Source organism: Winogradskyella sp., assembly GCF_028289625.1.
In the GTDB taxonomy this organism is placed as follows: domain Bacteria; phylum Bacteroidota; class Bacteroidia; order Flavobacteriales; family Flavobacteriaceae; genus Winogradskyella.
This window is the reverse complement of the sequence record NZ_JANQOM010000017.1, coordinates 1-21,222: the sequence shown is the minus strand read 5'-3', so window position 1 is coordinate 21,222 and position 21,222 is coordinate 1. Positions and strand designations below refer to the sequence as shown.

Annotated in this window: 21 protein-coding genes and 1 pseudogene; 11 read left to right on the top strand and 11 right to left on the bottom strand. The window is 35.7% G+C overall.

What is annotated here, in order from left to right; all coding sequences use genetic code 11:
- The 3 genes and pseudogenes from Q0992_RS03905 to Q0992_RS03895 all read right to left on the bottom strand — a co-directional run.
- Positions 1–294 (bottom strand): annotated as a pseudogene (locus tag Q0992_RS03905) (hypothetical protein); the annotation flags it as partial.
- Complete coding sequence (locus tag Q0992_RS03900) at positions 272–823, bottom strand: hypothetical protein (protein WP_299520843.1); 552 nt, start codon at positions 821–823, stop codon at positions 272–274. The pseudogene Q0992_RS03905 and the gene Q0992_RS03900, both read right to left, overlap by 23 nt.
- Positions 824–834: 11 nt before the next feature.
- Entirely contained in the window at positions 835–1,386 is a 552-nt protein-coding gene (locus tag Q0992_RS03895) for a sigma-70 family RNA polymerase sigma factor (protein ID WP_299520841.1), read from the bottom strand.
- A 229-nt stretch (positions 1,387–1,615) separates the two neighbouring features.
- Here Q0992_RS03895 and lon point away from each other — a divergent pair, with 229 nt between their 5' ends.
- The 4 genes from lon to cmk all read left to right on the top strand — a co-directional run bounded on the left by lon (position 1,616) and on the right by cmk (position 6,649).
- Complete coding sequence (gene lon, locus Q0992_RS03890) at positions 1,616–4,069, top strand: endopeptidase La (RefSeq protein WP_299520839.1); 2,454 nt, start codon at positions 1,616–1,618, stop codon at positions 4,067–4,069.
- Positions 4,053–4,850, top strand: a complete 798-nt coding sequence (locus Q0992_RS03885) for a LysM peptidoglycan-binding domain-containing protein (protein WP_299520837.1) — start codon at positions 4,053–4,055, stop codon at positions 4,848–4,850. The genes lon and Q0992_RS03885 overlap by 17 nt, the downstream gene beginning before the upstream one ends.
- A 73-nt stretch (positions 4,851–4,923) precedes the next feature.
- Entirely contained in the window at positions 4,924–5,955 is a 1,032-nt protein-coding gene (gene porQ, locus Q0992_RS03880) for a type IX secretion system protein PorQ (protein WP_299520835.1), read from the top strand.
- Positions 5,939–6,649, top strand: coding sequence for a (d)CMP kinase (gene cmk, locus Q0992_RS03875; protein ID WP_299520833.1), 711 nt, complete (start codon positions 5,939–5,941; stop codon positions 6,647–6,649). The genes porQ and cmk overlap by 17 nt, the downstream gene beginning before the upstream one ends.
- Before the next feature lie 66 nt (positions 6,650–6,715).
- Here the strand turns inward: cmk and Q0992_RS03870 are convergent, their stop codons facing one another.
- Positions 6,716–7,093: a LysM peptidoglycan-binding domain-containing protein gene (locus Q0992_RS03870; protein WP_299520831.1), complete on the bottom strand. Its 378-nt coding sequence runs from the start codon at positions 7,091–7,093 to the stop codon at positions 6,716–6,718.
- Positions 7,094–7,434: 341 nt separating this feature from the next.
- Here Q0992_RS03870 and rpsA point away from each other — a divergent pair, with 341 nt between their 5' ends.
- Complete coding sequence (gene rpsA / locus Q0992_RS03865) at positions 7,435–9,276, top strand: 30S ribosomal protein S1 (protein WP_299520829.1); 1,842 nt, start codon at positions 7,435–7,437, stop codon at positions 9,274–9,276.
- A gap of 66 nt (positions 9,277–9,342) precedes the next feature.
- Here the strand turns inward: rpsA and glgP are convergent, their stop codons facing one another.
- Positions 9,343–10,992: an alpha-glucan family phosphorylase gene (gene glgP, locus Q0992_RS03860; protein WP_299520827.1), complete on the bottom strand. Its 1,650-nt coding sequence runs from the start codon at positions 10,990–10,992 to the stop codon at positions 9,343–9,345.
- Positions 10,993–11,169: 177 nt separating this feature from the next.
- Here glgP and pyrR point away from each other — a divergent pair, with 177 nt between their 5' ends.
- From pyrR to Q0992_RS03840, 4 genes are read left to right on the top strand one after another with little or no spacing between them, the layout of a single operon-like run.
- The gene (gene pyrR / locus Q0992_RS03855; RefSeq protein ID WP_299520825.1) at positions 11,170–11,709 is read left to right on the top strand and encodes a bifunctional pyr operon transcriptional regulator/uracil phosphoribosyltransferase PyrR; all 540 of its coding nucleotides are present in this window, start codon (positions 11,170–11,172) and stop codon (positions 11,707–11,709) included.
- Between the two features lie 12 nt (positions 11,710–11,721).
- A complete protein-coding gene (locus Q0992_RS03850; RefSeq protein ID WP_299520823.1) occupies positions 11,722–12,651 on the top strand; it encodes an aspartate carbamoyltransferase catalytic subunit in 930 nt (309 codons plus the stop codon).
- Between the two features lie 3 nt (positions 12,652–12,654).
- On the top strand, positions 12,655–12,987 hold the full coding sequence (locus Q0992_RS03845; protein WP_299520821.1) for a ribonuclease Z: 333 nt from the start codon (positions 12,655–12,657) through the stop codon (positions 12,985–12,987).
- Between the two features lie 3 nt (positions 12,988–12,990).
- On the top strand, positions 12,991–13,896 hold the full coding sequence (locus tag Q0992_RS03840) for a ribonuclease Z (RefSeq protein ID WP_299520819.1): 906 nt from the start codon (positions 12,991–12,993) through the stop codon (positions 13,894–13,896).
- Here the strand turns inward: Q0992_RS03840 and Q0992_RS16850 are convergent.
- Positions 13,893–14,216 carry a DUF3784 domain-containing protein gene (locus Q0992_RS16850; protein ID WP_367277938.1) on the bottom strand — a complete coding sequence of 108 codons (324 nt, stop codon included), beginning with the start codon at positions 14,214–14,216 and terminating at the stop codon, positions 13,893–13,895. The two genes, Q0992_RS03840 and Q0992_RS16850, sit on opposite strands and share 4 nt — an antisense overlap.
- Before the next feature lies 1 nt (position 14,217).
- Entirely contained in the window at positions 14,218–14,631 is a 414-nt protein-coding gene (locus Q0992_RS03835; RefSeq protein ID WP_299520816.1) for a hypothetical protein, read from the bottom strand.
- A gap of 87 nt (positions 14,632–14,718) precedes the next feature.
- Between Q0992_RS03835 and pdxH the strand changes: the two genes are divergently transcribed.
- Both pdxH and Q0992_RS03825 read left to right on the top strand, forming a co-directional pair.
- Positions 14,719–15,366, top strand: coding sequence for a pyridoxamine 5'-phosphate oxidase (gene pdxH, locus Q0992_RS03830; protein ID WP_299520814.1), 648 nt, complete (start codon positions 14,719–14,721; stop codon positions 15,364–15,366).
- Positions 15,367–15,564: 198 nt separating this feature from the next.
- Positions 15,565–16,059 carry a CAP domain-containing protein gene (locus Q0992_RS03825; protein WP_299520812.1) on the top strand — a complete coding sequence of 165 codons (495 nt, stop codon included), beginning with the start codon at positions 15,565–15,567 and terminating at the stop codon, positions 16,057–16,059.
- 84 nt (positions 16,060–16,143) lie between these two features.
- Here Q0992_RS03825 and Q0992_RS03820 read toward each other — a convergent pair whose 3' ends face one another.
- The 4 genes from Q0992_RS03820 to Q0992_RS03805 form a co-directional block, all read right to left on the bottom strand.
- Complete coding sequence (locus Q0992_RS03820; protein WP_299520810.1) at positions 16,144–16,710, bottom strand: hypothetical protein; 567 nt, start codon at positions 16,708–16,710, stop codon at positions 16,144–16,146.
- A 123-nt stretch (positions 16,711–16,833) separates the two neighbouring features.
- Positions 16,834–18,735, bottom strand: coding sequence for an OmpA family protein (locus Q0992_RS03815; protein ID WP_299520808.1), 1,902 nt, complete (start codon positions 18,733–18,735; stop codon positions 16,834–16,836).
- A gap of 12 nt (positions 18,736–18,747) precedes the next feature.
- Positions 18,748–19,683, bottom strand: a complete 936-nt coding sequence (locus Q0992_RS03810; RefSeq protein WP_299520806.1) for a type IX secretion system membrane protein PorP/SprF — start codon at positions 19,681–19,683, stop codon at positions 18,748–18,750.
- Between the two features lie 9 nt (positions 19,684–19,692).
- Positions 19,693–21,222: gliding motility-associated C-terminal domain-containing protein (locus Q0992_RS03805; RefSeq protein ID WP_299520804.1), on the bottom strand; the 1,530-nt coding region annotated here is incomplete at its 5' end.

The following is a 21,222-nucleotide window of genomic DNA, read 5'->3' as shown; positions in this document are numbered from 1 at the left end:
GCTAGAAGAGAATTCTACATCTATTCCATTTAATCGGTCTTGTACCTTCTCTTCGTTATTGCCGCTTACCTTTATTGAAATGTCAAATTCAATGCGGTTCTCATCCCAAGTAATAATGTTAATGTTACCAAAAGAATTGTCAACCTCTAGCGTAGCATTGCTATCAACATTAAATGACTTTTTAATAGTTTTTTCCTTTTCGGTTTTTACTAAAGTAGATTCCGTATTGGCTGTCATTAAGAAGGGAACCAGCAATAAAAACAGGAATAATTTATATTGTATTTGTTGTTTCATCGGTATTTATATTTAGTTGTTTGAGTTTTTCGATTTCGTCTAGGACGTTGTTTAAAATATCTATCCTACTTTGAAAATTATTAATCATAGCATAAATAATACGCTGATCATTTCCATTTTCGGTTAGACTTATTTTTAAGTTTTCATATTCTTTTTCTAAAGATTCAATATATTCCAACGCATCTGATATCATTTTTTGCGTTAAAGGTGAACGTTCTTGGTTCAACTTTTTAAGTTCAGTTTCTATTGTTGCTGTAAAGAAATCTTGTGTTTCGGACAGTTCAGGAGACACACTTGCCAAATCCACAACTTCTTGGTCGCTGTTTATTGTAGTAAATACACTAAAACAAATTACTAAAGAGGCTGCGACGGCAAGGAATGGCTTCCAATTAATACCAGATGAATTTTTAGTGTCTGTACTGGCTTTTAGTTTATCTAAAAACCGATGCTCGTGCCCTTCATTAGGTTCATTGATATCAAACTCGCCTTTGAGGTTTTCAAATAAATCGTCTAAAATATCCTTTTTCATAATCTTAAAGTTTATACGGTTTGCACTAGCTTTTTACGCAAGCTTTCTTTCGCCCTCGAAATCATGGTTCTACAGTTGGCATACGAGATGTCCATAATTTCACAGATTTCTTCATAATCATAACCTTCAATGAGGTGCAAGGACAAGCCTAGACTGTAATTTGGTTTTAAGGTTTTCATTACGCTCATAATGTGCTTTACCTTGTCACTATTTTGGCTATCTTCTTCAATGCCATTGTCATCTTCAACTTTGTACATAACATGCTCTAGAGGCACTTCATTTTGTTTGGTGATTTTATTGTAGTTCGCAATACTATTATTTACTACAATGCGTTTTAACCATGCACCAAATAATTTGGTGTCCTCTAGTGTGTTTAGTTTTGTAAATGCCGTCAAAAATGACTCTTGCATTATGTCTTCAGCCTTACAGGAATCTTTTACAATTCTATAGGCAGTGTTATACATGGCTTTGTTATATCTATTGTAAACTTCCAACTGCGCACGTTGGTTACTAGATTTACAAAGCAACAGTAACTGTTCGATATCTTGATTGGTTGATGTCAAAAAAACAATTGCTTTTGTATATAGATGAAACGTTTCAAGGAGTGTTACAGTTTAGCTAAAAAAACTTTTATTTTTTCTAAAGGTAATGGCATAACAATTGAAAATATATAAGTGTGAATAACTTTGAATATCTTATAATGTGCTGGTATTCAGTATAAAGTTAATTATTAATACTTTTAAACAAGTGCTGATCTGATTATTTTTAATGACAGATTGGCTTAAAAATAATATGAAGAAATCAAATTTTTTAAGTCTTGACAGTTTGTCATTTCAGGATTTTGACGAAAATTCAGAGCTGATTCCATTGATGACACCTGAAGACGAGGAACTTATTAATAACGAGTCTTTACCCGAATCTTTAGCCATTCTTCCACTCAGAAATACAGTTTTATTTCCAGGTGTGGTCATCCCAATAACAGCAGGTCGAGACACTTCCATAAAATTAATAAATGATGCCAATAAAGGTGGGAAAGTGATCGGAGTAGTGGCACAGAAAGATGAACTGGTGGAAAAACCTTCTGCTCAGGATATTTATAAAACAGGAACCGTAGCGCAGATTTTAAAAGTGCTAAAAATGCCAGACGGTAATACAACTGTAATCATTCAAGGAAAAAAGCGTTTCCAAATTAATCAGCTAATTTCTGAAGAACCGTATTTAACGGCTACAATTTCCGATTTACCTGAGAGTAAGCCATCTCGCGATAATGAAGAGTTTAATGCTATCATTGACTCTATAAAGGACTTATCGTTGGAGATTATTAAAGAAAGCCCTAACATTCCTACTGAAGCCACATTTGCCATAAAAAATATAGAAAGTAATTCGTTCTTGGTGAATTTTGTGTCCTCAAATATGAACCTTAAAGTTAAGGAGAAGCAGGAGTTGCTCAAGGTTAACGATTTAAAGGAACGTGCACTTCAGACCCTCAAATTTATGAATCTAGAATATCAAAAGTTAGAGCTTAAGAATGATATTCAGAGTAAGGTGCAAAGTGATATGAATCAGCAACAGCGCGAATATTTCTTGCACCAACAGATGAAAACCATCCAAGAAGAGTTAGGTGGGGGAGTATCTTCAGGAGAAGAAATTGAAGAGATGAAAACGCGTGCTAAGGAAAAGCTTTGGGATGACAAAGTAAAAGCACATTTCAATAAGGAATTAGCAAAGATGCAACGTATGAATCCTCAAGTGGCTGAATATTCGATTCAGCGAAATTACTTGGATTTATTCTTGGATTTACCTTGGAATGAATACAGCGAGGATAAATTCGATTTAAAACGTGCTATGAAAATCTTAGATCGCGACCATTTTGGATTGGATGATGTTAAAAAACGTATCATAGAGTATTTGGCCGTATTGAAGCTTCGTAATGATATGAAATCGCCGATACTTTGTTTATATGGCCCGCCAGGTGTTGGTAAGACATCTCTTGGCAAGTCTATTGCCGAGGCATTAGGAAGAGAATATGTAAGAATTTCGCTAGGAGGCTTACGAGATGAGGCTGAGATCAGAGGACATAGAAAGACCTATATTGGGGCTATGCCAGGACGAATTATTCAAAATTTAAAGAAGGCTGGCACGTCTAATCCTGTTTTTGTTTTAGATGAAATCGATAAGCTATCTGCAGGTCATCAAGGGGATCCGTCTTCAGCAATGTTAGAAGTCTTAGATCCAGAGCAGAATAATGATTTTTACGATAACTTTTTAGAAATGGGTTACGACCTGTCTAAAGTGATGTTTATTGCGACTTCCAACAGTTTAAATACCATTCAGCCTGCCCTAAGGGATCGTATGGAAATTATTAATGTCACAGGTTACACGATTGAGGAAAAGGTTGAAATTGCTAAGCGCCACTTATTGCCAAAGCAGCTAAAGGAGCATGGCCTTGATAGTAAGGCTCTTAAAATTGGAAAGCCACAACTAGAAAAGATTGTAGAAGGTTATACAAGAGAATCTGGTGTTAGAGGTTTGGAGAAGCAAATCGCAAAAATGGTACGTTATGCAGCTAAAAACATTGCTATGGAAGAAACCTATAATGTTAAGGTGTCTAACGACGATATCATTGAAGTTCTTGGAAGTCCTAGATTAGAGCGCGATAAGTATGAAAACAATAATGTAGCTGGAGTCGTTACAGGATTGGCATGGACAAGAGTAGGAGGTGATATTTTATTTATAGAGTCTATTCTATCTAAGGGAAAAGGGACCTTGACCATTACAGGCAACTTAGGAAAGGTAATGAAAGAATCCGCTACCATTGCCATGGAATACATTAAGGCCAATGCGGATAAACTGGACATTAACCCTGAAGTATTTGATCAGTATAATGTGCACATACATGTTCCAGAAGGCGCTACACCAAAAGACGGTCCAAGTGCTGGCGTTACTATGCTTACATCCTTGGTGTCACTATTTACCCAACGTAAAGTGAAAAAGAGTTTGGCAATGACTGGTGAAATCACCTTGCGAGGCAAGGTATTACCAGTTGGTGGGATAAAAGAGAAAATTTTGGCGGCAAAACGTGCCCGAATTAAAGAGATACTACTTTGCGAAGACAATAAAAGAGATATTGACGAAATTAAACCAGAATATCTCAAAGGCTTAACATTTCATTATGTGAAGGACATGAGTGATGTTTTAGATATCGCTATTACCAATCAAAAAGTCAAGTATGCGAAGAAACTTTAGGCTACTCCTTTCCATAATTGTTGTCTTACTATCTGGTATCCTGGCTTTTGCCCAAGAAACAACGAAGTACAAAGATGTGTTGTTAGATGGTAAACCCGCAAAACTCAATCTTAAAACAGGAGAAATCACTTTAGTGAGTGAAATGAATCAAACACATCTGAAGCAAAAGGATAGTATAATGGTTAGAAAACAAAAGGTTAATGACTCTATTACTGTTAATTTAGAATCAGATTTTCATACTGTAAAGGAAAAGGAAACACTTTTGGATATTGCCAATAGATATAACACCACACTCACCGAATTAAAACGAATTAATAATTTAGAAACCACCTTAGTCGATGAAGGGCAAATTATTCGTGTGAGGGATATTGATGTAGTAGAGGAAAAAACCGAAATCGAAGTTGTTGAAACTGAAATAACAAAATCAGAAACATCACCGACCCCTTCGGTCCCTACTGGCTATTCAAAAAGCCTAACATATTTTCACACTGTTGAAAAAGGTCAGACCTTATATAGTTTATCCAAACGCTATGGTTTAACAGTTAGTGAACTTAAAAGCTTTAACGGGTTGACTTCAAACCTAATTAAAGTAGGGCAAGAATTACGTATTGCCAATTTTGATGCTCAATCTAAACAAAAATTATCGACTTGGACAGTTTCAAAAGGGGATACCTTATATAGCATTTCCAAAAAAAATGGTCTAACGGTTGATGAACTTAAACGTCTTAATGGGCTAACCAGTAATCTTATAAAAGTTGGTCAAAGTTTAAGGTTAAAGTAGAAAAGAACCACAACCAAAAAATAAAAAAATCATATACTCGTTTTAAGATAGATTTATTTATTTTGCAAAATCTATGATAAGGAGGGTTGCCCAATTCTGTTTTATGCTATTAACATTACCAATGTTTGCGCAATTGGGTGGCGAATCGACTTATCAATTCCTCAATTTAATATCGTCACCTAGACAAGCCGCTTTAGGCGGCAAAATTATCACTAATTTTGACCATGATGTTAGCGAAGCACTCTATAATCCTGCTTCACTTAATTGGCAAATGCACAATCAATTGGCTGTAAATGTATCGAGCTTTTTGGGTGGAATTACCTACGGAACTGCTGCCTATGCTTATACTTGGGATCGCCGAGTACAGACCTTTCACTTTGGTGTTACCTATATTAATTATGGCACTTTTGATGGCTTTGACGTCAATGGTATTCCCACAGGGACATTTACTGGTAATGAAGCTGCAATATCAGCAGGATACAACTACAACATTCCATTTACCGATTTTTATGTTGGTGCCAATGTGAAAATTATTACCTCTTTATTAGAACAATATAATTCCGTTGGTGGTGCGATTGATATTGGTTTTATGTACATTAATGAAAAATTAGATTTTCATGCTGCGTTGACCGTTAGGAATTTGGGTACGCAATTTACCACCTTTGCAGGGCAAAATGAGCCTTTACCTTTTGAAGTTAATTTTGGGATGTCCCAAACCTTAGAGAATGTACCTATTCGTTGGCATCTTACTTTAGAGAATTTACAAGAATGGCCCATTGGTGTCTCAAATCCAGCAAGAGCGACAACGGACTTGGATGGTAATCAGACCCAAGAGGAAGTAGGCTTTTTTAACAATGCTTTACGTCATTTAATTTTAGGTGCAGAACTTTGGCCAGAGCGCGGATTTAATTTAAGATTTGGTTATAACTTTAGACGAGCTGAGGAATTGAGAATAGTCGATCAAAGGAATTTTTCTGGAGTTTCAGTAGGTGTAGGTATAAGATTAAATGCTATGCGCTTTAGTTATACACATGCGAGATATACAAGTGCCTCTAACACCAGCTTTTTTGGGCTTCAAATAGATTTAGATGGGAGAAGACGATAAAACCGAATTTAAAAATAAGATTGTTATAGCCATTGATGGGTTTTCCTCAACAGGAAAAAGTACTATTGCTAAACTATTGGCAAAACAACTCAATTACATATATGTAGATACTGGAGCGATGTATAGAGCGGTGACATATTTTGCATTAGACCATAGTTTAATAGGTGAGGATTTCTTTCATTCGCAACAGTTAATAGAAAAGTTAGACAACGTAAACATAACTTTTAAGTTTAATGAAGAATTGGGTTTTGCTGAGGTGTATTTAAACGGTCAGAATATCGAGAAAGCCATCAGAACCCTTGAAGTCTCTAGATACGTAAGTTTAGTCTCAACCATCTCAGAAGTACGTCAAAAATTAGTCGAGCAACAGCAAATTATGGGTAAGAACAAAGGCATTGTTATGGATGGACGCGATATTGGAACAGTTGTTTTTCCGGATGCTGAATTAAAAGTTTTTATGACAGCTTCAGCTGAAACCCGTGCAAAAAGACGTTATAAGGAATTGTTGGAAAGAGGGCACAGCTTGAGTTATAATGAAGTCCTCGAGAATGTTACTACTAGAGACCGTATTGATTCTACAAGAGAAGACTCTCCATTGCTTAAAGCCAAGGACGCTATTGAGATTGATAATTCTGACCTTACCATAGAATCGCAAGTAGAAACCTTATTAAAATTGGCTAAGACCATAGCATAAAAAAAAGCGACTACTTTAATTACATTTAGTAACCAAAGTAGTCGCTTTTTCAATTCTTTATCTTTATTAAAGATTTGGAATAATCAACTCCTGATCTGGATAAATTAAATCCGGGTTTTTAAGAATATCTGTATTAGCTTCAAAAATGTCTTTATATTTCATAGCATCACCGTAATAATGCTTAGCAATTTTACCTAAAGTCTCACCAGAAGCCACGGTATGTCTTGCATATACTGATTCATCAGCCACTTTAATATCTGCCATAATATCTGAAGGGTTTTCACCACCTGCAGCCTTAATAGCGTCCCAAAGCAAGTTCTTTTCGTATTGCGTAGCAGCAGTACCTTTTACTTTAAGTATCCCATTGTCTTCACTAACGTCACCGTTTTGAATGTTTAGTTTTTCACCTAAGTCTAATACAGCTTGGTATTTAGCTCTAACCATAATTGTTTTGATTTTTAAGATTAATAGTGTTGTAAAGATACCAATTTTAAATGCTAATTTGTGGCATTATTTCGATATCTATTTTTAGGACACAGTAATTATTATAAAGTCACAAAGCGCTTCTTTTGTAATAAATTCCACTTAGATTATTTGATTATTGAGCACTGCAGTATAAATATGCATGCTATAATTTGTTAATTGTTTGAAAATGATTAATTTTGCCATCCTTTTTAGCGGATTTGGGAAAGTAGAAAAGGGTTTTAAATCAAATAATTAATACGCTTCTGTAGATTTTTCCGCATAACTTTCATTAGCTACAGAATACAAATTTTTAATCAGCAATGGCTGAAAAGAAAACACAAAAGGCTGATGCCGAAGTATCATCGGCAGAAGTAACTACAGTTGAAGCTCCAGTAGTCTCTGAAGCACAAACAAATCCAGAAAAATTCTTAAAAGAGTTCGATTGGCACAATTACGAAGAAGGTATTGAGCAGGTTGAGGACAAAAAATTAGCGGAATTTGAAAAATTAGTATCCGAGAACTTTGTTGACACTTTAGATGACGAAGTTGTGGAAGGTGAGGTTATTCACATTACGGATAGGGATGCTATAATTGACATCAATGCAAAATCTGAAGGCGTCATTTCTCTTAATGAGTTTCGCTATAACCCAGACTTAAAAGTTGGTGATAAAGTTGAGGTATTAATTGATGTACGTGAAGACGCTACAGGTCAATTGGTATTATCTCACAGAAAAGCTCGTGTTATCAAAGCATGGGATCGCGTAAACAATGCGCATAACACTGGCGAAATCGTAAACGGTTTTGTAAAATGTAGAACTAAAGGTGGTATGATCGTTGATGTATTTGGTATTGAAGCTTTCTTACCAGGTTCTCAAATCGATGTGAAACCTATTAGAGATTACGATCAGTACGTCAATAAAACTATGGAATTCAAAGTGGTTAAGATCAACCACGAATTTAAGAACATTGTTGTCTCTCACAAAGCGCTTATCGAAGCCGATATCGAGGAACAAAAGAAAGAAATCATTGGTCAGTTAGAAAAAGGACAAGTACTAGAAGGTGTGGTTAAAAACATCACGTCTTATGGTGTGTTTATTGATTTAGGTGGTGTAGATGGTTTGGTTCATATTACAGATTTATCATGGTCTAGAATCAACCATCCAAATGAGATTGTGGAATTAGATCAGAAATTAAATGTTGTGATCCTAGATTTTGATGAGAATAAATCTAGAATCCAATTAGGTCTTAAACAATTATCTAAGCATCCATGGGAAGCTTTAGGCGAAGAAGTAAAAGTTGGCGATAAAGTAAAAGGTAAAGTTGTTGTTATAGCAGATTACGGTGCTTTTGTTGAAGTTGCTGATGGTGTTGAAGGTTTAGTACACGTTTCTGAAATGTCTTGGTCAACGCACTTGCGTTCTGCTCAGGATTTTGTGTCAGTAGGTGATGAGATCGAAGCACAAATCTTAACTTTAGATAGAGAAGATCGTAAAATGTCACTTGGCATTAAGCAATTAACACCAGACCCATGGACTGATATTACAGCTAAATACCCTGTAGGTTCTAAGCATACAGGTATTGTGCGTAACTTCACTAATTTTGGTGTCTTTGTTGAATTAGAGGAAGGTATCGACGGATTAATTTATATCTCGGATTTATCTTGGACTAAGAAAATTAAACACCCATCCGAGTTCTGTAACGTAGGTGATGAGTTGGACGTAGTTGTATTAGAGTTGGATGTTGAAGGCCGTAAATTATCTCTAGGTCACAAACAGACGACAGAAAACCCTTGGGATAAATACGAAAAAGAGTTCGCTTTAGGAACTTCTCATACAGCAGCTATTACAGAGGTTGTTGATAAAGGAGCTACTGTAGCATTTAATGACGATATCGTAGCGTTTATTCCTTCACGTCACATGGAAAAAGAAGATGGTTCTAAGCTTAAAAAAGGTGAAGAAGTAGAATTCAAAATCATTGAGTTCAATAAGGAATTCAAACGCGTGGTAGCTTCTCATACTGCAGTATTTAAGGCAGAAGAAGCTAAGATTGTAAAGCAAGCGGTTAAGAAAGCCGAAGCTCAAGCAGCAGAAGCTAAACCGACCTTAGGTGATGCCAACGATGCTTTACAAGCACTTAAAGATAAAATGGACGGGAAGAAATAGTTTCCTAGACATTTGTAGCATTAAAAAAAGCCTTTCGATTATCGAAAGGCTTTTTTATGCGTTTAATTAATTGAACAATTCCTTATAATATTGGTCTGCCATACGATGACTGGAAAACTCTGGTAAAACATCATCAATACCTTTGAAAACAATTTTTTGCCAAGCTTTAGGTTGATCGTAGTAAGTCGGTATGACTTTGGTTTCTAAAATATCATAAAGATTTTCCGCATCTAATCGATCTTGTTCACTGACTGGTGCGGTATAATCCTGTTCAGGTAAAACAAAACTGTTTTTGTTATTTTTTTCAAATTCAGGAATCCAACCATCATTTATTGAGACATTGACAGAACCATTCATGGCTGCACTCATTCCACTTGTGCCAGAGGCTTCCCTGGTAATACGAGGCGTATTCAACCATACATCGGACCCTTCCTTAAGTTGTCTTGAAAGCTCCATTTCATAACCTGTTAAAACCGCAAGATTTGGTTCGTGCTTGGTGTAATGAACTAACTTATTAAATACGTCAATGCCATAGAAATCTTTTGGGTAAGGTTTACCAGCCCAAATGATTTGTACAGGATAATCTTTATTAGAAATCAATTGTCTAAAGCGCATTTCGTCATAAAGTAGTAAATCGGCACGTTTATAACCTGCAAAACGACGTGCCCAAACTAGGGTTAGAACGTTAGGATCAAATAGTTTCTCTGTTTGATTCAATACTTCATCAAATAATTCTGATTTAAGTTGAAGCTTACGTTTTTTAAAAGTGACATCGCTTTTATTTCCCCAAGCTTTCTTGAGCTTTTGATCTTGCCAAAAATTTTGATTTTGGGCATTTGTTATAGGGATTATTTTACATGTTTTGTCATAATCCTTCCACATTTCTTTTGAGACTTTAGCATGAAGTTTTGACACAGCATTGGCCTTTTTTGCCATTCGCAGTGCTGAAACGGTGTAGTTGATTTTTCCACCATTTACGGATTCGTTTTGAAGTTCAGTGTCTGAGAGAAAACGACCAAAGAAACCGCACTCATTTAAAAAGTTGGCATCCCGTTCTTCGTTACCTGCTTTTTCAGGAGTATGCGTGGTAAAAACCATCTGATTTTTCTTCACACCTCTATCCTTTAAGTAATAAAACGCAGGTAAAGCATGTCCTTCATTGAGATGATATCGGTCTGCACCTCCAAGCGCTTCTACAACTTTAGCACCACCAATTCCTAAAACTATACTTTGGGAAACTCGGGTAGTCTCATTGGCATCGTACAAATGGTCGGTTATGGTGCGCGACAAAAAATCATTGCCCTCAACATCCGTACTTAATAGATATATAGGGACCGAACCAAAAATCTCTGGTTTTAAAACATAGGCCTTAACCTTTACATTCGGGTTATCGTGTAACTTTACGGTAACCTCAATACCAGTATCCTCTAAAAATGTATAGGTCTTTTCTACAAAATCGGTACGTAAGGTTTTGTCTTTATTGCGCGCTTGGTCATAGTACCCATATTTCCAGAGCATCCCAACGCCAATAAGATTTTGTTTCATTTCATACGCAGAGCGCATGTGCGACCCAGCTAAAAAACCAAGGCCACCTGAATAAATTTTTAATGCTTGATGTATACCAAATTCCATACTAAAGTATGCCACTTTCTTGTCATACTTTTTGCTCACATTATAGGGGTGAAACCAATTACTATATTTACTATCTGTACTCATTTTTTTGTTTTTTTTCTCGCCAAATATACTCATTTGTTGATTCTAGTTTTAGTGACATAAGTCATATTATTTAGCTTATTTACAAGAATTATGAATGTTTCAATATTATCCTATATAAATGAGAATATCTAAAATTTTGCCTTACCTTTACATCTTGAATAATCTTTGGTCACCTACATGAGTCAAAAAGTACTACTTAACTCAAAGGAAGTCAACATTACACTGCATCGATTGGCTTGCCAACTTATTGAAAACCACGATAACTTTTCTGAGACCGTATTAATTGGTATTCAGCCTAGAGGAAAGTTTCTAGCTGATCGTTTAGCTAGCATGTTAACAGAGGATTACAAGATTAAGAACATTCAGTTAGGACATTTGGATATCACATTTTTCAGGGATGACTTTAGACGAGGAGATAAACCACTAGCAGCTAATACAACAGAGATAGATTTTATTGTAGAAGGAAAAAACGTAGTGTTTATTGATGATGTCTTATACACAGGAAGAAGCATAAGATCTGCGCTTACCGCTATTCAGTCATTTGGTAGGCCAAATAATATTGAACTATTAACATTAATAGATAGGCGATTTAGTAGACATTTACCTATTCAGCCTAATTATAAAGGTAGACAAGTAGATGCTATAGACCATCAGAAAGTGAAAGTGAATTGGATGGAAAATGGTGGTGAAGATGCCGTTTATTTGATTGATAAATAGAAAACGAAATATATGAGTGAACTAAGTGTTAATCACTTACTGGGAATAAAATATCTTACCAAACAAGATATAGAATTGATTTTTGAAACAGCAGATCAGTTTAAAGAGGTTATTAATCGACCTATAAAGAAAGTTCCATCACTTCGAGATATAACAATTGCTAACTTATTTTTTGAAAATTCCACACGTACTAAGTTATCTTTTGAATTGGCAGAAAAACGTCTTTCTGCTGACGTTATCAACTTTTCGGCATCGCAGTCTTCGGTTAAGAAAGGTGAGACATTAATTGATACAGTTAATAACATTTTATCAATGAAAGTTGATATGGTGGTGATGCGTCATCCTAATCCAGGAGCAGGCGTTTTCTTATCAAAACACGTTAAGGCAAGTATTATAAATGCTGGTGATGGAGCCCATGAGCATCCCACACAAGCTTTATTGGATTCCTATTCAATAAGAGAGAAATTAGGGACAGTAAAAGGCAAAAATGTGGTTATTGTTGGTGATATTTTGCATAGTAGGGTAGCACTATCTAATATATATGCCCTGCAATTACAAGGTGCCAATGTTATGGTTTGTGGTCCAAAGACACTGTTGCCAAAATATATTAAGGAACTTGGTGTAATAGTTGAAACCAACCTTCTTAAAGCCCTAAAATGGTGTGATGTAGCAAATATGCTTAGAGTGCAGAACGAACGCATGGATATCAGCTATTTCCCAACGACAAGGGAATACATCCAACAATTTGGCGTCAATAAGGATTTATTGGATAGTTTAGACAAGGATATTGTCATTATGCATCCAGGCCCTATAAATCGTGGAGTAGAAATAACAAGTGATGTTGCAGATTCTAAGCAAGCCATCATTTTAGATCAGGTGGAAAATGGGGTAGCAGTAAGAATGGCTGTTATTTATTTGCTGGCTTCAAAAATAAAACAATAAGCTTTGATTATTGACAGAGACGAAAATATCACCATTATAGCTCAAGAGAAAGCATCAGTAAAGACTCTGATCAATAATATTGAGCAATCTTACGATAAATTCAAGAATTACCACCTCATCGTAAGATTATCGAGTCTAGAAAAAATTTTATTGGAAGACATCATTGAATTTTTACGTTTAAGTAATAACCACCGGAGTGCTAAAAAATCCTTTGTAGTGGTATCGGATAAAGTAGATTTAGATGAAATGCCAGACGAAATTGTGGTTGTTCCTACTTTGCAAGAAGCTTACGATATTATAGAAATGGAAGAAATTGAACGCGATTTAGGATTTTAATGTATGAAGTTAACCATCCTAGGCTGTCATAGCGCTACTCCACGCACTAATACCAATCCTACATCTCAGGTTTTAGAAATTAAGAACCATATGTTTCTTATTGATTGTGGTGAAGGTACTCAGGTAGAACTTCGTCGTAACAAAGTTAAATTTTCAAGAATTAAACACATATTTATTTCGCATCTTCACGGTGACCATTATTTTGGCTTAATTGGCTTAATAAGCACCTTTCAATTATTGACGCGCGAAACAGAACTTCATATTTATGGGCCAAAGGGTATAAAGGAAGTAACCACACTTCAGCTTAAATTATCAGAATCTTGGACGAGCTTCCCTTTAATATTTCATGAGTTGACCTCAAAAACGTCAGAGTTAATTTATGAGGATGATAAAGTAGAAGTACACACTATTCCACTAAAACATCGTGTATACACTAATGGTTTTCTATTTAAAGAAAAAGAAAATGAGCGTAAATTGGATATAAATGCAGTCTTAAATGCCAACATCAATGTAGCCTATTACCGAAAGCTAAAGCAGGGTGCAGATGTAGAAAATGAAGACGGTATTTTAATTAAAAATGAATCAGTCACTAAAAATCCAATACCTGCTAAGAGCTACGCCTATTGTAGTGATACGGTTTATAACGAAGCTATTATACCAATTATAAAAAATGCCACCGTACTATATCACGAATCTACATTTTTGGATAAAAACGAAGCCCTTTGTGAGCGTACAAAACATAGCACAGCCAGACAAGCTGGTAAAATAGCCAAAAAGGCTAATGTAAAAACTCTGATTCTTGGGCATTTCTCTACCAGATATAACGGCTATGACGTTTTTAAGTCAGAAGCTAAAGAAGAGTTTAACAATGTACTATTGGCCCAAGATGGAAAGTCTTTTGAATTTTAGTTATTATTACTATTGTTCATAAATTTTGCATTCAAGTATATTGAAACACCCACAATTATAGCAGTAATTAAAGTTACATTAAATAGAAATATATGGTTTTCATTAATTTGAAAACGCATTAATATAAGATAGCTTATCAAGGTAATGCCTCCACAAACAATCAATGTGTACATTAAAAATGAGGATAATTTATTAATATTAACTTTCTGCTTTTCGCTTTTAGATAGCATATTATAACCCGCTATTAAGGTAGGGTACTTTTTTACTAAAAAACCACAAATAATCAATATAGAACTAAGAATAATTTGACCTAAAATCATATTAATTAAACTCCTTAAGCTGCTGTACCCAGTTGATCGCTTCTTCTAAGCTTAAAGCGCGTTTCATGGGAATAGAAGCCATTTGCTTTTCAATATTGGCGTTGATATAGGTTGAGTCCCTATAACTTATTATAGATGCCGCAATTAAAATACTATCATCCTTATCAAAATACGACCATAGCACTGGGTCAATAGAATAAGAGTTGACACGATTAGCGATATAGGCCAAGGTCTTATGATTACCGTAATACGCTCTAAGTGAGTCTAGAAGTGAGTTCAGCTTGTCCCAATTAAAGTGTTCACCTTCATTAACTTCCATAATAAAGAAGTCATCAAATAAGAAATACGATCCAAAATCTAAAACAACTTTGTCGTAGTTTAATGATTTTGAAAAAGGAGAATCCTCGAATCTCATGTTAATCTTAGGGTTAGGGTATAAAGATCATCTCAAAGCTACACTTTTTTTGATAGAAACAAAATATTGAATTAACTTCGTATTACTATGGAAAAAGATCTTAGCGATTACAGAAAATCTTACGAAAAGGGCGAGCTTTTATTAAATAATGTACCTGAGAACCCACTCGAGTTATTCCGTGATTGGTTTATGGAAGTGGACATGCATTTTAATGTTGAAGAAGCCAATGCCATGACGGTTTCTACTATAGGATTAGATGGCTACCCAAAGAGTAGAGTAGTACTGCTTAAGAGATATACTTACGAAGGCTTTATTTTTTACACCAATTACAATAGCGAAAAGGGAAAAGCCATAGAAGAAAACCCTAAGGTCTGCTTATCTTTTTTCTGGCATTCGGCAGAACGGCAGATTATTATAAAGGGTGAAGCAGAAAAAATAGCGGAGAATTTGAGTGATGGCTATTTTGAATCACGTCCTCGTGGAAGCCAGCTCGGAGCTATAGTGTCTGATCAGAGCGAAGTTATTGATGATAGAAATGCTTTGGAGCAAAAACTCAAAGAGTTTGAGCTACAATATGAAGGCAAAGAAATTGATAGGCCAAAGCATTGGGGTGGCTATATGGTAAGACCTGTTGAGCTCGAATTTTGGCAAGGTAGGCCTAACCGATTGCACGACAGAATACGTTACCAACTGCAAGAAGATTACAACTGGAAGATAGAACGACTTTCCCCTTAATTTTAATACAATCATTCCGATAAAGCGTAATATTTTATCGTTTAAAACACCATTTTTTGAATTTTAAAGTGTATTTCATCGATGTTTTACATTAAAATTCGACGAAATACATGTTTTTAATCGAATTTAACATTTATTTAACGATTATACATGAGTAGGCTTATAAATTAGTAGTCCCAAACCTAAAATAACCTACTTATGAAAGCTGCTAAGCTATTGCCATTTATAGCTATTGTTGCCCTTTTAGGCTTTACATCTTGCTCAACGGAAAGTATTGAAGACCGTGTTGATGCTATAGAAGTACCTGAGGCACCACAAGCAAAACAAATCGAAATAGAAATTATGGAACTGATTAATGCCCATAGAATTTCTAAGGGCTTATCGGTTCTTAACGATCATAATACCGTAAAGGCTGTGGCGTTTACCCATACCGATTATATGATTGAAGTTGATAATGTTTCTCACGACAACTTTTTTCAAAGAAAAGAAAGCTTACAGATTAATGCCAATGCCAATGTTGTTTCAGAAAATGTGGCTTATGGCTTTAGTTCTGCAGAATCTGTAGTTAACGCTTGGTTAAACAGTCCAAGCCATAAAGATAATATTGAAGGCGATTTCACCGATTTTGATATTTCCGCCGAAAAGAATAGTGAAGGAAGATGGTTCTTTACCAACATCTTCATTAAGCGTTAAACCGCAATAAAAGTTGATTAATAGCATGAAAGAGCCATAACGAGAGTTATGGCTTTTTTAGTTATGGTTTAGTCTAAGCTAAGTTTATAATTTCTTTTTAAACTTGGCTTTTGAATTTAAATCACCGTTAAAAACTATATTATCTATTTTCGATTTTTCTACATTTATTTCACTTAGTCTAGTATTGAATTCAAAAATATAGGTCATATCAAATAGACAATTACAGGAACAGTGAGAACCAAAGGCGTTGTAGATAATGTTTAGGGTATTGTTAGAGATAAGTTCTGCTTCGCATAGAAATTTAGAGCAACAATTTTCATAGGCTTTAAACTTTATCGTAAATGAATTGTCATCTATAAAAATAGTATCAATCTTTTTATCTTCTTCGTCAGCTACTTCTTTGTTGTCTAATTCACTACATTCTGAAACTATAATTGATTTTAGTATATAACCATTTTCCCACTTTAGTCTATAAAGCCTTTCACTTTTATACAAAATTTGAGTTCCCTTAGGCTCAATAATTAAGCTTCCCGAGTTTAGACTTTGTATAGAATCTGAAAGTTCAGTTTTTAATTTATCTGTGATTTCATGCTTAGTTTTTGCCGACTCATCATTCCTATTACAACTTAATAGTGATATGATTATCATCATAAGAAAAATAAAATTAAACTTCTTCATGTAGGATAGAATCGACTTAAAGTTGATTAGTAAATATAATTAAAAAAGCAAGCCCAAAAGAGCTTGCTTTTTCCTTAAGTAATTTTGAGGGTAAAATTATTCGGTAACAATATAGAAGTAAGAGCGTCTGTTAAGTTGGTGCTCTTCTTCCGTACATTTTGCGCCATTAGAGCATTTGTTGAGTAATTGTGATTCACCATATCCGATGGCACTTTCAATTCTATTGGTTTCAATACCCCTGGAGATAATATAGTCCCTTGTAGATTTAGCACGTCTATCGGATAGCTTCATATTATAGCGATCACCACCGCGACTGTCTGTATGCGATTCAATTTTAATGACCATGGTAGGATGCTTACGCATCACATCAACGATACTCTCAAGCTCATATTGTGCGTCAGTTCTAATATTCCATTTATCAAAATCAAAGAAAATAGGGTTAATAACGATTTGATTGTCAATAATTAAGGGTTCTAGGTTAAGGTCTACAGTATTCACTTTTTCGTTATCGGTTGTTGTATTAACAATTTGTTGGTCATCCTTGTAATCTGGTTTGCTACCAACTACCGTATAGGTTTTGTCACAGTCTACTGTAAACGTGTATTCGCCATCCTCAGTAAATGCTTCTTCAATGACTTTACCAGTTTCATCTATGAGTCTAACAGTTACACCAGCAAGCACAATATTGCTTTTACTATCTCTTACAGCTCCTGCAATTTCTTGTTTACATTCTTGCGCATTAAAGCTGTAAATGTCATCGCTACCTTTACCATTGGGTCGATTAGAAGAGAAATAACCTTTCTCAGTATCGGAATTTACAAAGAAAGCAAAATCATCATAGCCACTATTATATGGACTACCCATATTTTCTGGTTCAGTACGAATGCCTTTAAGAATATGAGACTTAAAGATATCCAATAGGCCTAAATTTAAATGGCCATCTGATGAAAAATAAAGCGTACTGTCTTTGGCCACAAACGGAAACATTTCACGTCCCTCGGTGTTTACTTTTTCACCAAGATTTTCAGGCTCACCGTAAGATCCATCATTATTAATGGCAACAGAATAGATATCGGATTGTCCTAATCCACCTTCACGATCAGACACAAAATATAAGGTCTTATTATCAGGACTAAGTGCAGGGTGTCCAGTAGAGAATACTTCATCATTGAAAGGCAACTCCAGGATATTTGTCCATTGACCATTTTCTAAAGTTGCTTTGTAAAGCTTAAGATGTGTAGTTCCTTTTTTGTCATATTTTAAACGGTTACGCTTATTAACATTATCTCTCGTAAAATAAAGAGTTTTGCCATCATTTGTTAGAGCTACAGATGCTTCGTGATATTCTGTATTTACAGCATCTGAAGAAAGCTCTGAAGCTGATCCATAAGTTATAACACCATCATCATCTGTAAGTGTCACTTGATATAAATCGAGGAATGGTTCCTTATTCCAACTATAAACTTTGCCATCATCGTTTCTTGCTGATGCAAAATAAAGTTTATCTTCAAAAATATATGAGCCAAAATCTGAATACTCTGAATTAAAAGAAAGGTTATCAGTTTTTACAATGACTTCATTTTTAGAAGTCAGTTTATCATACAGATCTACTTCATCAGGATTGTAGCCTTTTAATCGGCTATCTCCTAGTTGGGCTGCACTAAGTTCCTTAAACCACTTGTCGGCTTCTTCGTAATTACCAATACTTCTGAGTGACTGAATGTATTTGTAAACATATTCGGCATCTATCTTTTTATATTCTTTTAGAGCTTCACCATACCAGTAGGCCGCTTTCTCAGAATTAGAATTATTATAGTAGGCGTCACCAAGACGGGTTAGAACGTGGGCACTATTGTCACCATTTTCATAAGCTTTTTGGTAAAGCTCAATAGCCTTAATGTAGCCATAATTCTTAAAGAATTTATCGGCCAATTTAGTTTGTCCGTACGATAGAGAACAGCTTAGTATAAATGTAAGTGCTAATAGTCGTGTTTTCATAATCGTTTCTTTTTAGAAGTATCTTGGGGATTTTATACGTCTGCTCTTAAACACTTCAAACATGAGTAGTACTTCGTGCGTACCACTAGTATAAGCTCTTATATCTGAAATTGGATACTCATAAGCATAACCAATTCGCAATTGTTTTGACACCTGAAAATCAGCAATACCACCAATAGCAGCAGCAGATTCATTAATTCTATAGCCGCCACCAATCCAAAAAGTTTCATTAAATAAGAAGTTGGCTGAAATATCAAAAGATAAAGGAGCACCATTAGTTGCTTTTAATAGAACAGAAGGCTTTAATTTGGTCGTTTCGCTTAAGTCAAAAACGTAACCACCTGTAAAATAATAACTCACGCGTTCTAAGGCCACATAATCTAATTGGCCTTGTTGTCCGTTATTATAATCTGTATTCAAAATTCTTGGTGCTGAAAGGCCCAAATACCAACGTTGGGAGTGCCAGTAAAATCCTGCTCCTACATTCGGACTCCAACGATTCGATACATCATTAAAGAAAGGGTCGTTAACTACAGAAGGGTCAGTAAGCAATTCTTCATCTAAATTGTAATGTGTAAAACCTGCTTTAAGACCAAAGGCTAATTCAGAGTTAACACCTGTCCGTATAGTATAAGAAAAATCACCATAGATATATGAGAAGTTTTCATAACCTAACTTGTCATTTATAAATGATAACCCTAAACCAATTTTATCATTTCGTAATGGAGAATGAACAGATAAGGTTTGCGTTTCTGGTCCACCTTCTAATCCAACCCACTGACTTCTGTGTAAACCAACAGCGCTGAATGTTTCTCTACTACCTGCATAAGCGGGATTTATAGAGATCGTGTTAAACATGTATTGCGTAAACTGGGGTAGCTGCTGTGCAAAGGCAGTTGAGAACCCCAACATCAATATCGCAATACTTAAAATTTTAGATAACTTCATCGGTTAAGTTTATTTATCGGTTGCTACGTAGATTGGACCTGCAAAAGGTTTTAATCCACTATTTCTTAAATTAATAATATAGTAGTATGTTCCAGTCGGTACCTTACCAGAGGATCCTACGGACGACCCATGAGCTTCACCACCCCATTGACCACTTTGATAGTTATTGTTCTCATAGACCTTAGCTCCCCAACGGTTGAATATTTGTAATTCGATAGTGAATCCACAGAATTCAAGTCCTGTAATGGTAAAGAAATCGTTTTCATCATCTCCATTAGCCGTAACGGTCTTCGATATAATTAAATTATCCCTGTTACTACATGGTAATACTGTACATTCGTCGTCTACAGCTACAGTGACTTCAACCTCCGTAGGACATGGTCCTTCGGTAATTGCATATTTGAATATATAATCACCAATTATTACCGTCGAAGGGTCAAACAGGCTTCCGTTTAGAGTAGCATTACCTGATACGACGCTCCATGTGCCGTCTATGTCGAAATCTCCTGAAAGCAAGTCGAATAAGTCAAACTCTATATCTAAAATACAGCGTTGTGCATCTACAGCCTCAATAACATTACTTATTTCAACAAATATAGTTTGAGTGAAATCAGTTGTGTTTCCACAATCATCAGTGACAGTCCATGTTCTTATAATTTCATAATCTTCAAAGTCATTTACTTGAGTTGAGTCCTCAGTAAAATCAACTGAAATATTATTTGAACAAGCATCTTCAATTACTAAATCCGGAACATCAGGAATATCATTGCAGGCTACGGTTATATCGTCAATTTGGGTAACCAATGTTGGAGCAGTCGTATCCATAACAGTTATAATCTGGGTATGTTCAGTTTCATTTCCGCAAGCATCAGTCGCTGTCCAAGTACGTTCAATAATATAATCACCTACACATGTACCTCCCGTTATTTCTTCTTCAAAAGTTACGGTTGCGTCATCACAGGTATCAAAGGCTGTCAATGTTTCAGCATCAGGAACTGCATCACACTCTACGTCTATGTCTGCTGGTAAACTTTCATTAAATGTTGGCGGAGTAGTATCTTCAACCGTAATAGTCTGGTCAGCAGACACAGAGTTGCCACACTCATCCGTTACCGTCCAAGTTCTAACAATCGTCTTTGTGTTCCCACAAGCGGCCGTCTCCACGTCGGATTCGGTAACAGTTACCGTACCACAGGTATCGCTACCCGTAGCCACACCCGTATTTGCGGAGGACTCGTCCTCGGTACACTCAATAGTGATATCGGCAGGCACGTTAATGGTCGGTGGTGTTGTATCTTCCACAGTGATGGTCTGGTCAGCAGATACTGAGTTACCACACTCATCGGTTACGGTCCAAGTTCTAACAATCGTCTTTGTGTTACCACAAGCGGCCGTCTCCACGTCGGATTCGGTCACGGTCACTGTACCACAGGTATCGGCACCAGTGGCCACACCGGTATTTGCGGAGGACTCGTCTTCCGTACATTCAATAGTGATATCGGCAGGCACGTTAATAGTAGGTGGTGTTGTATCCTCCAC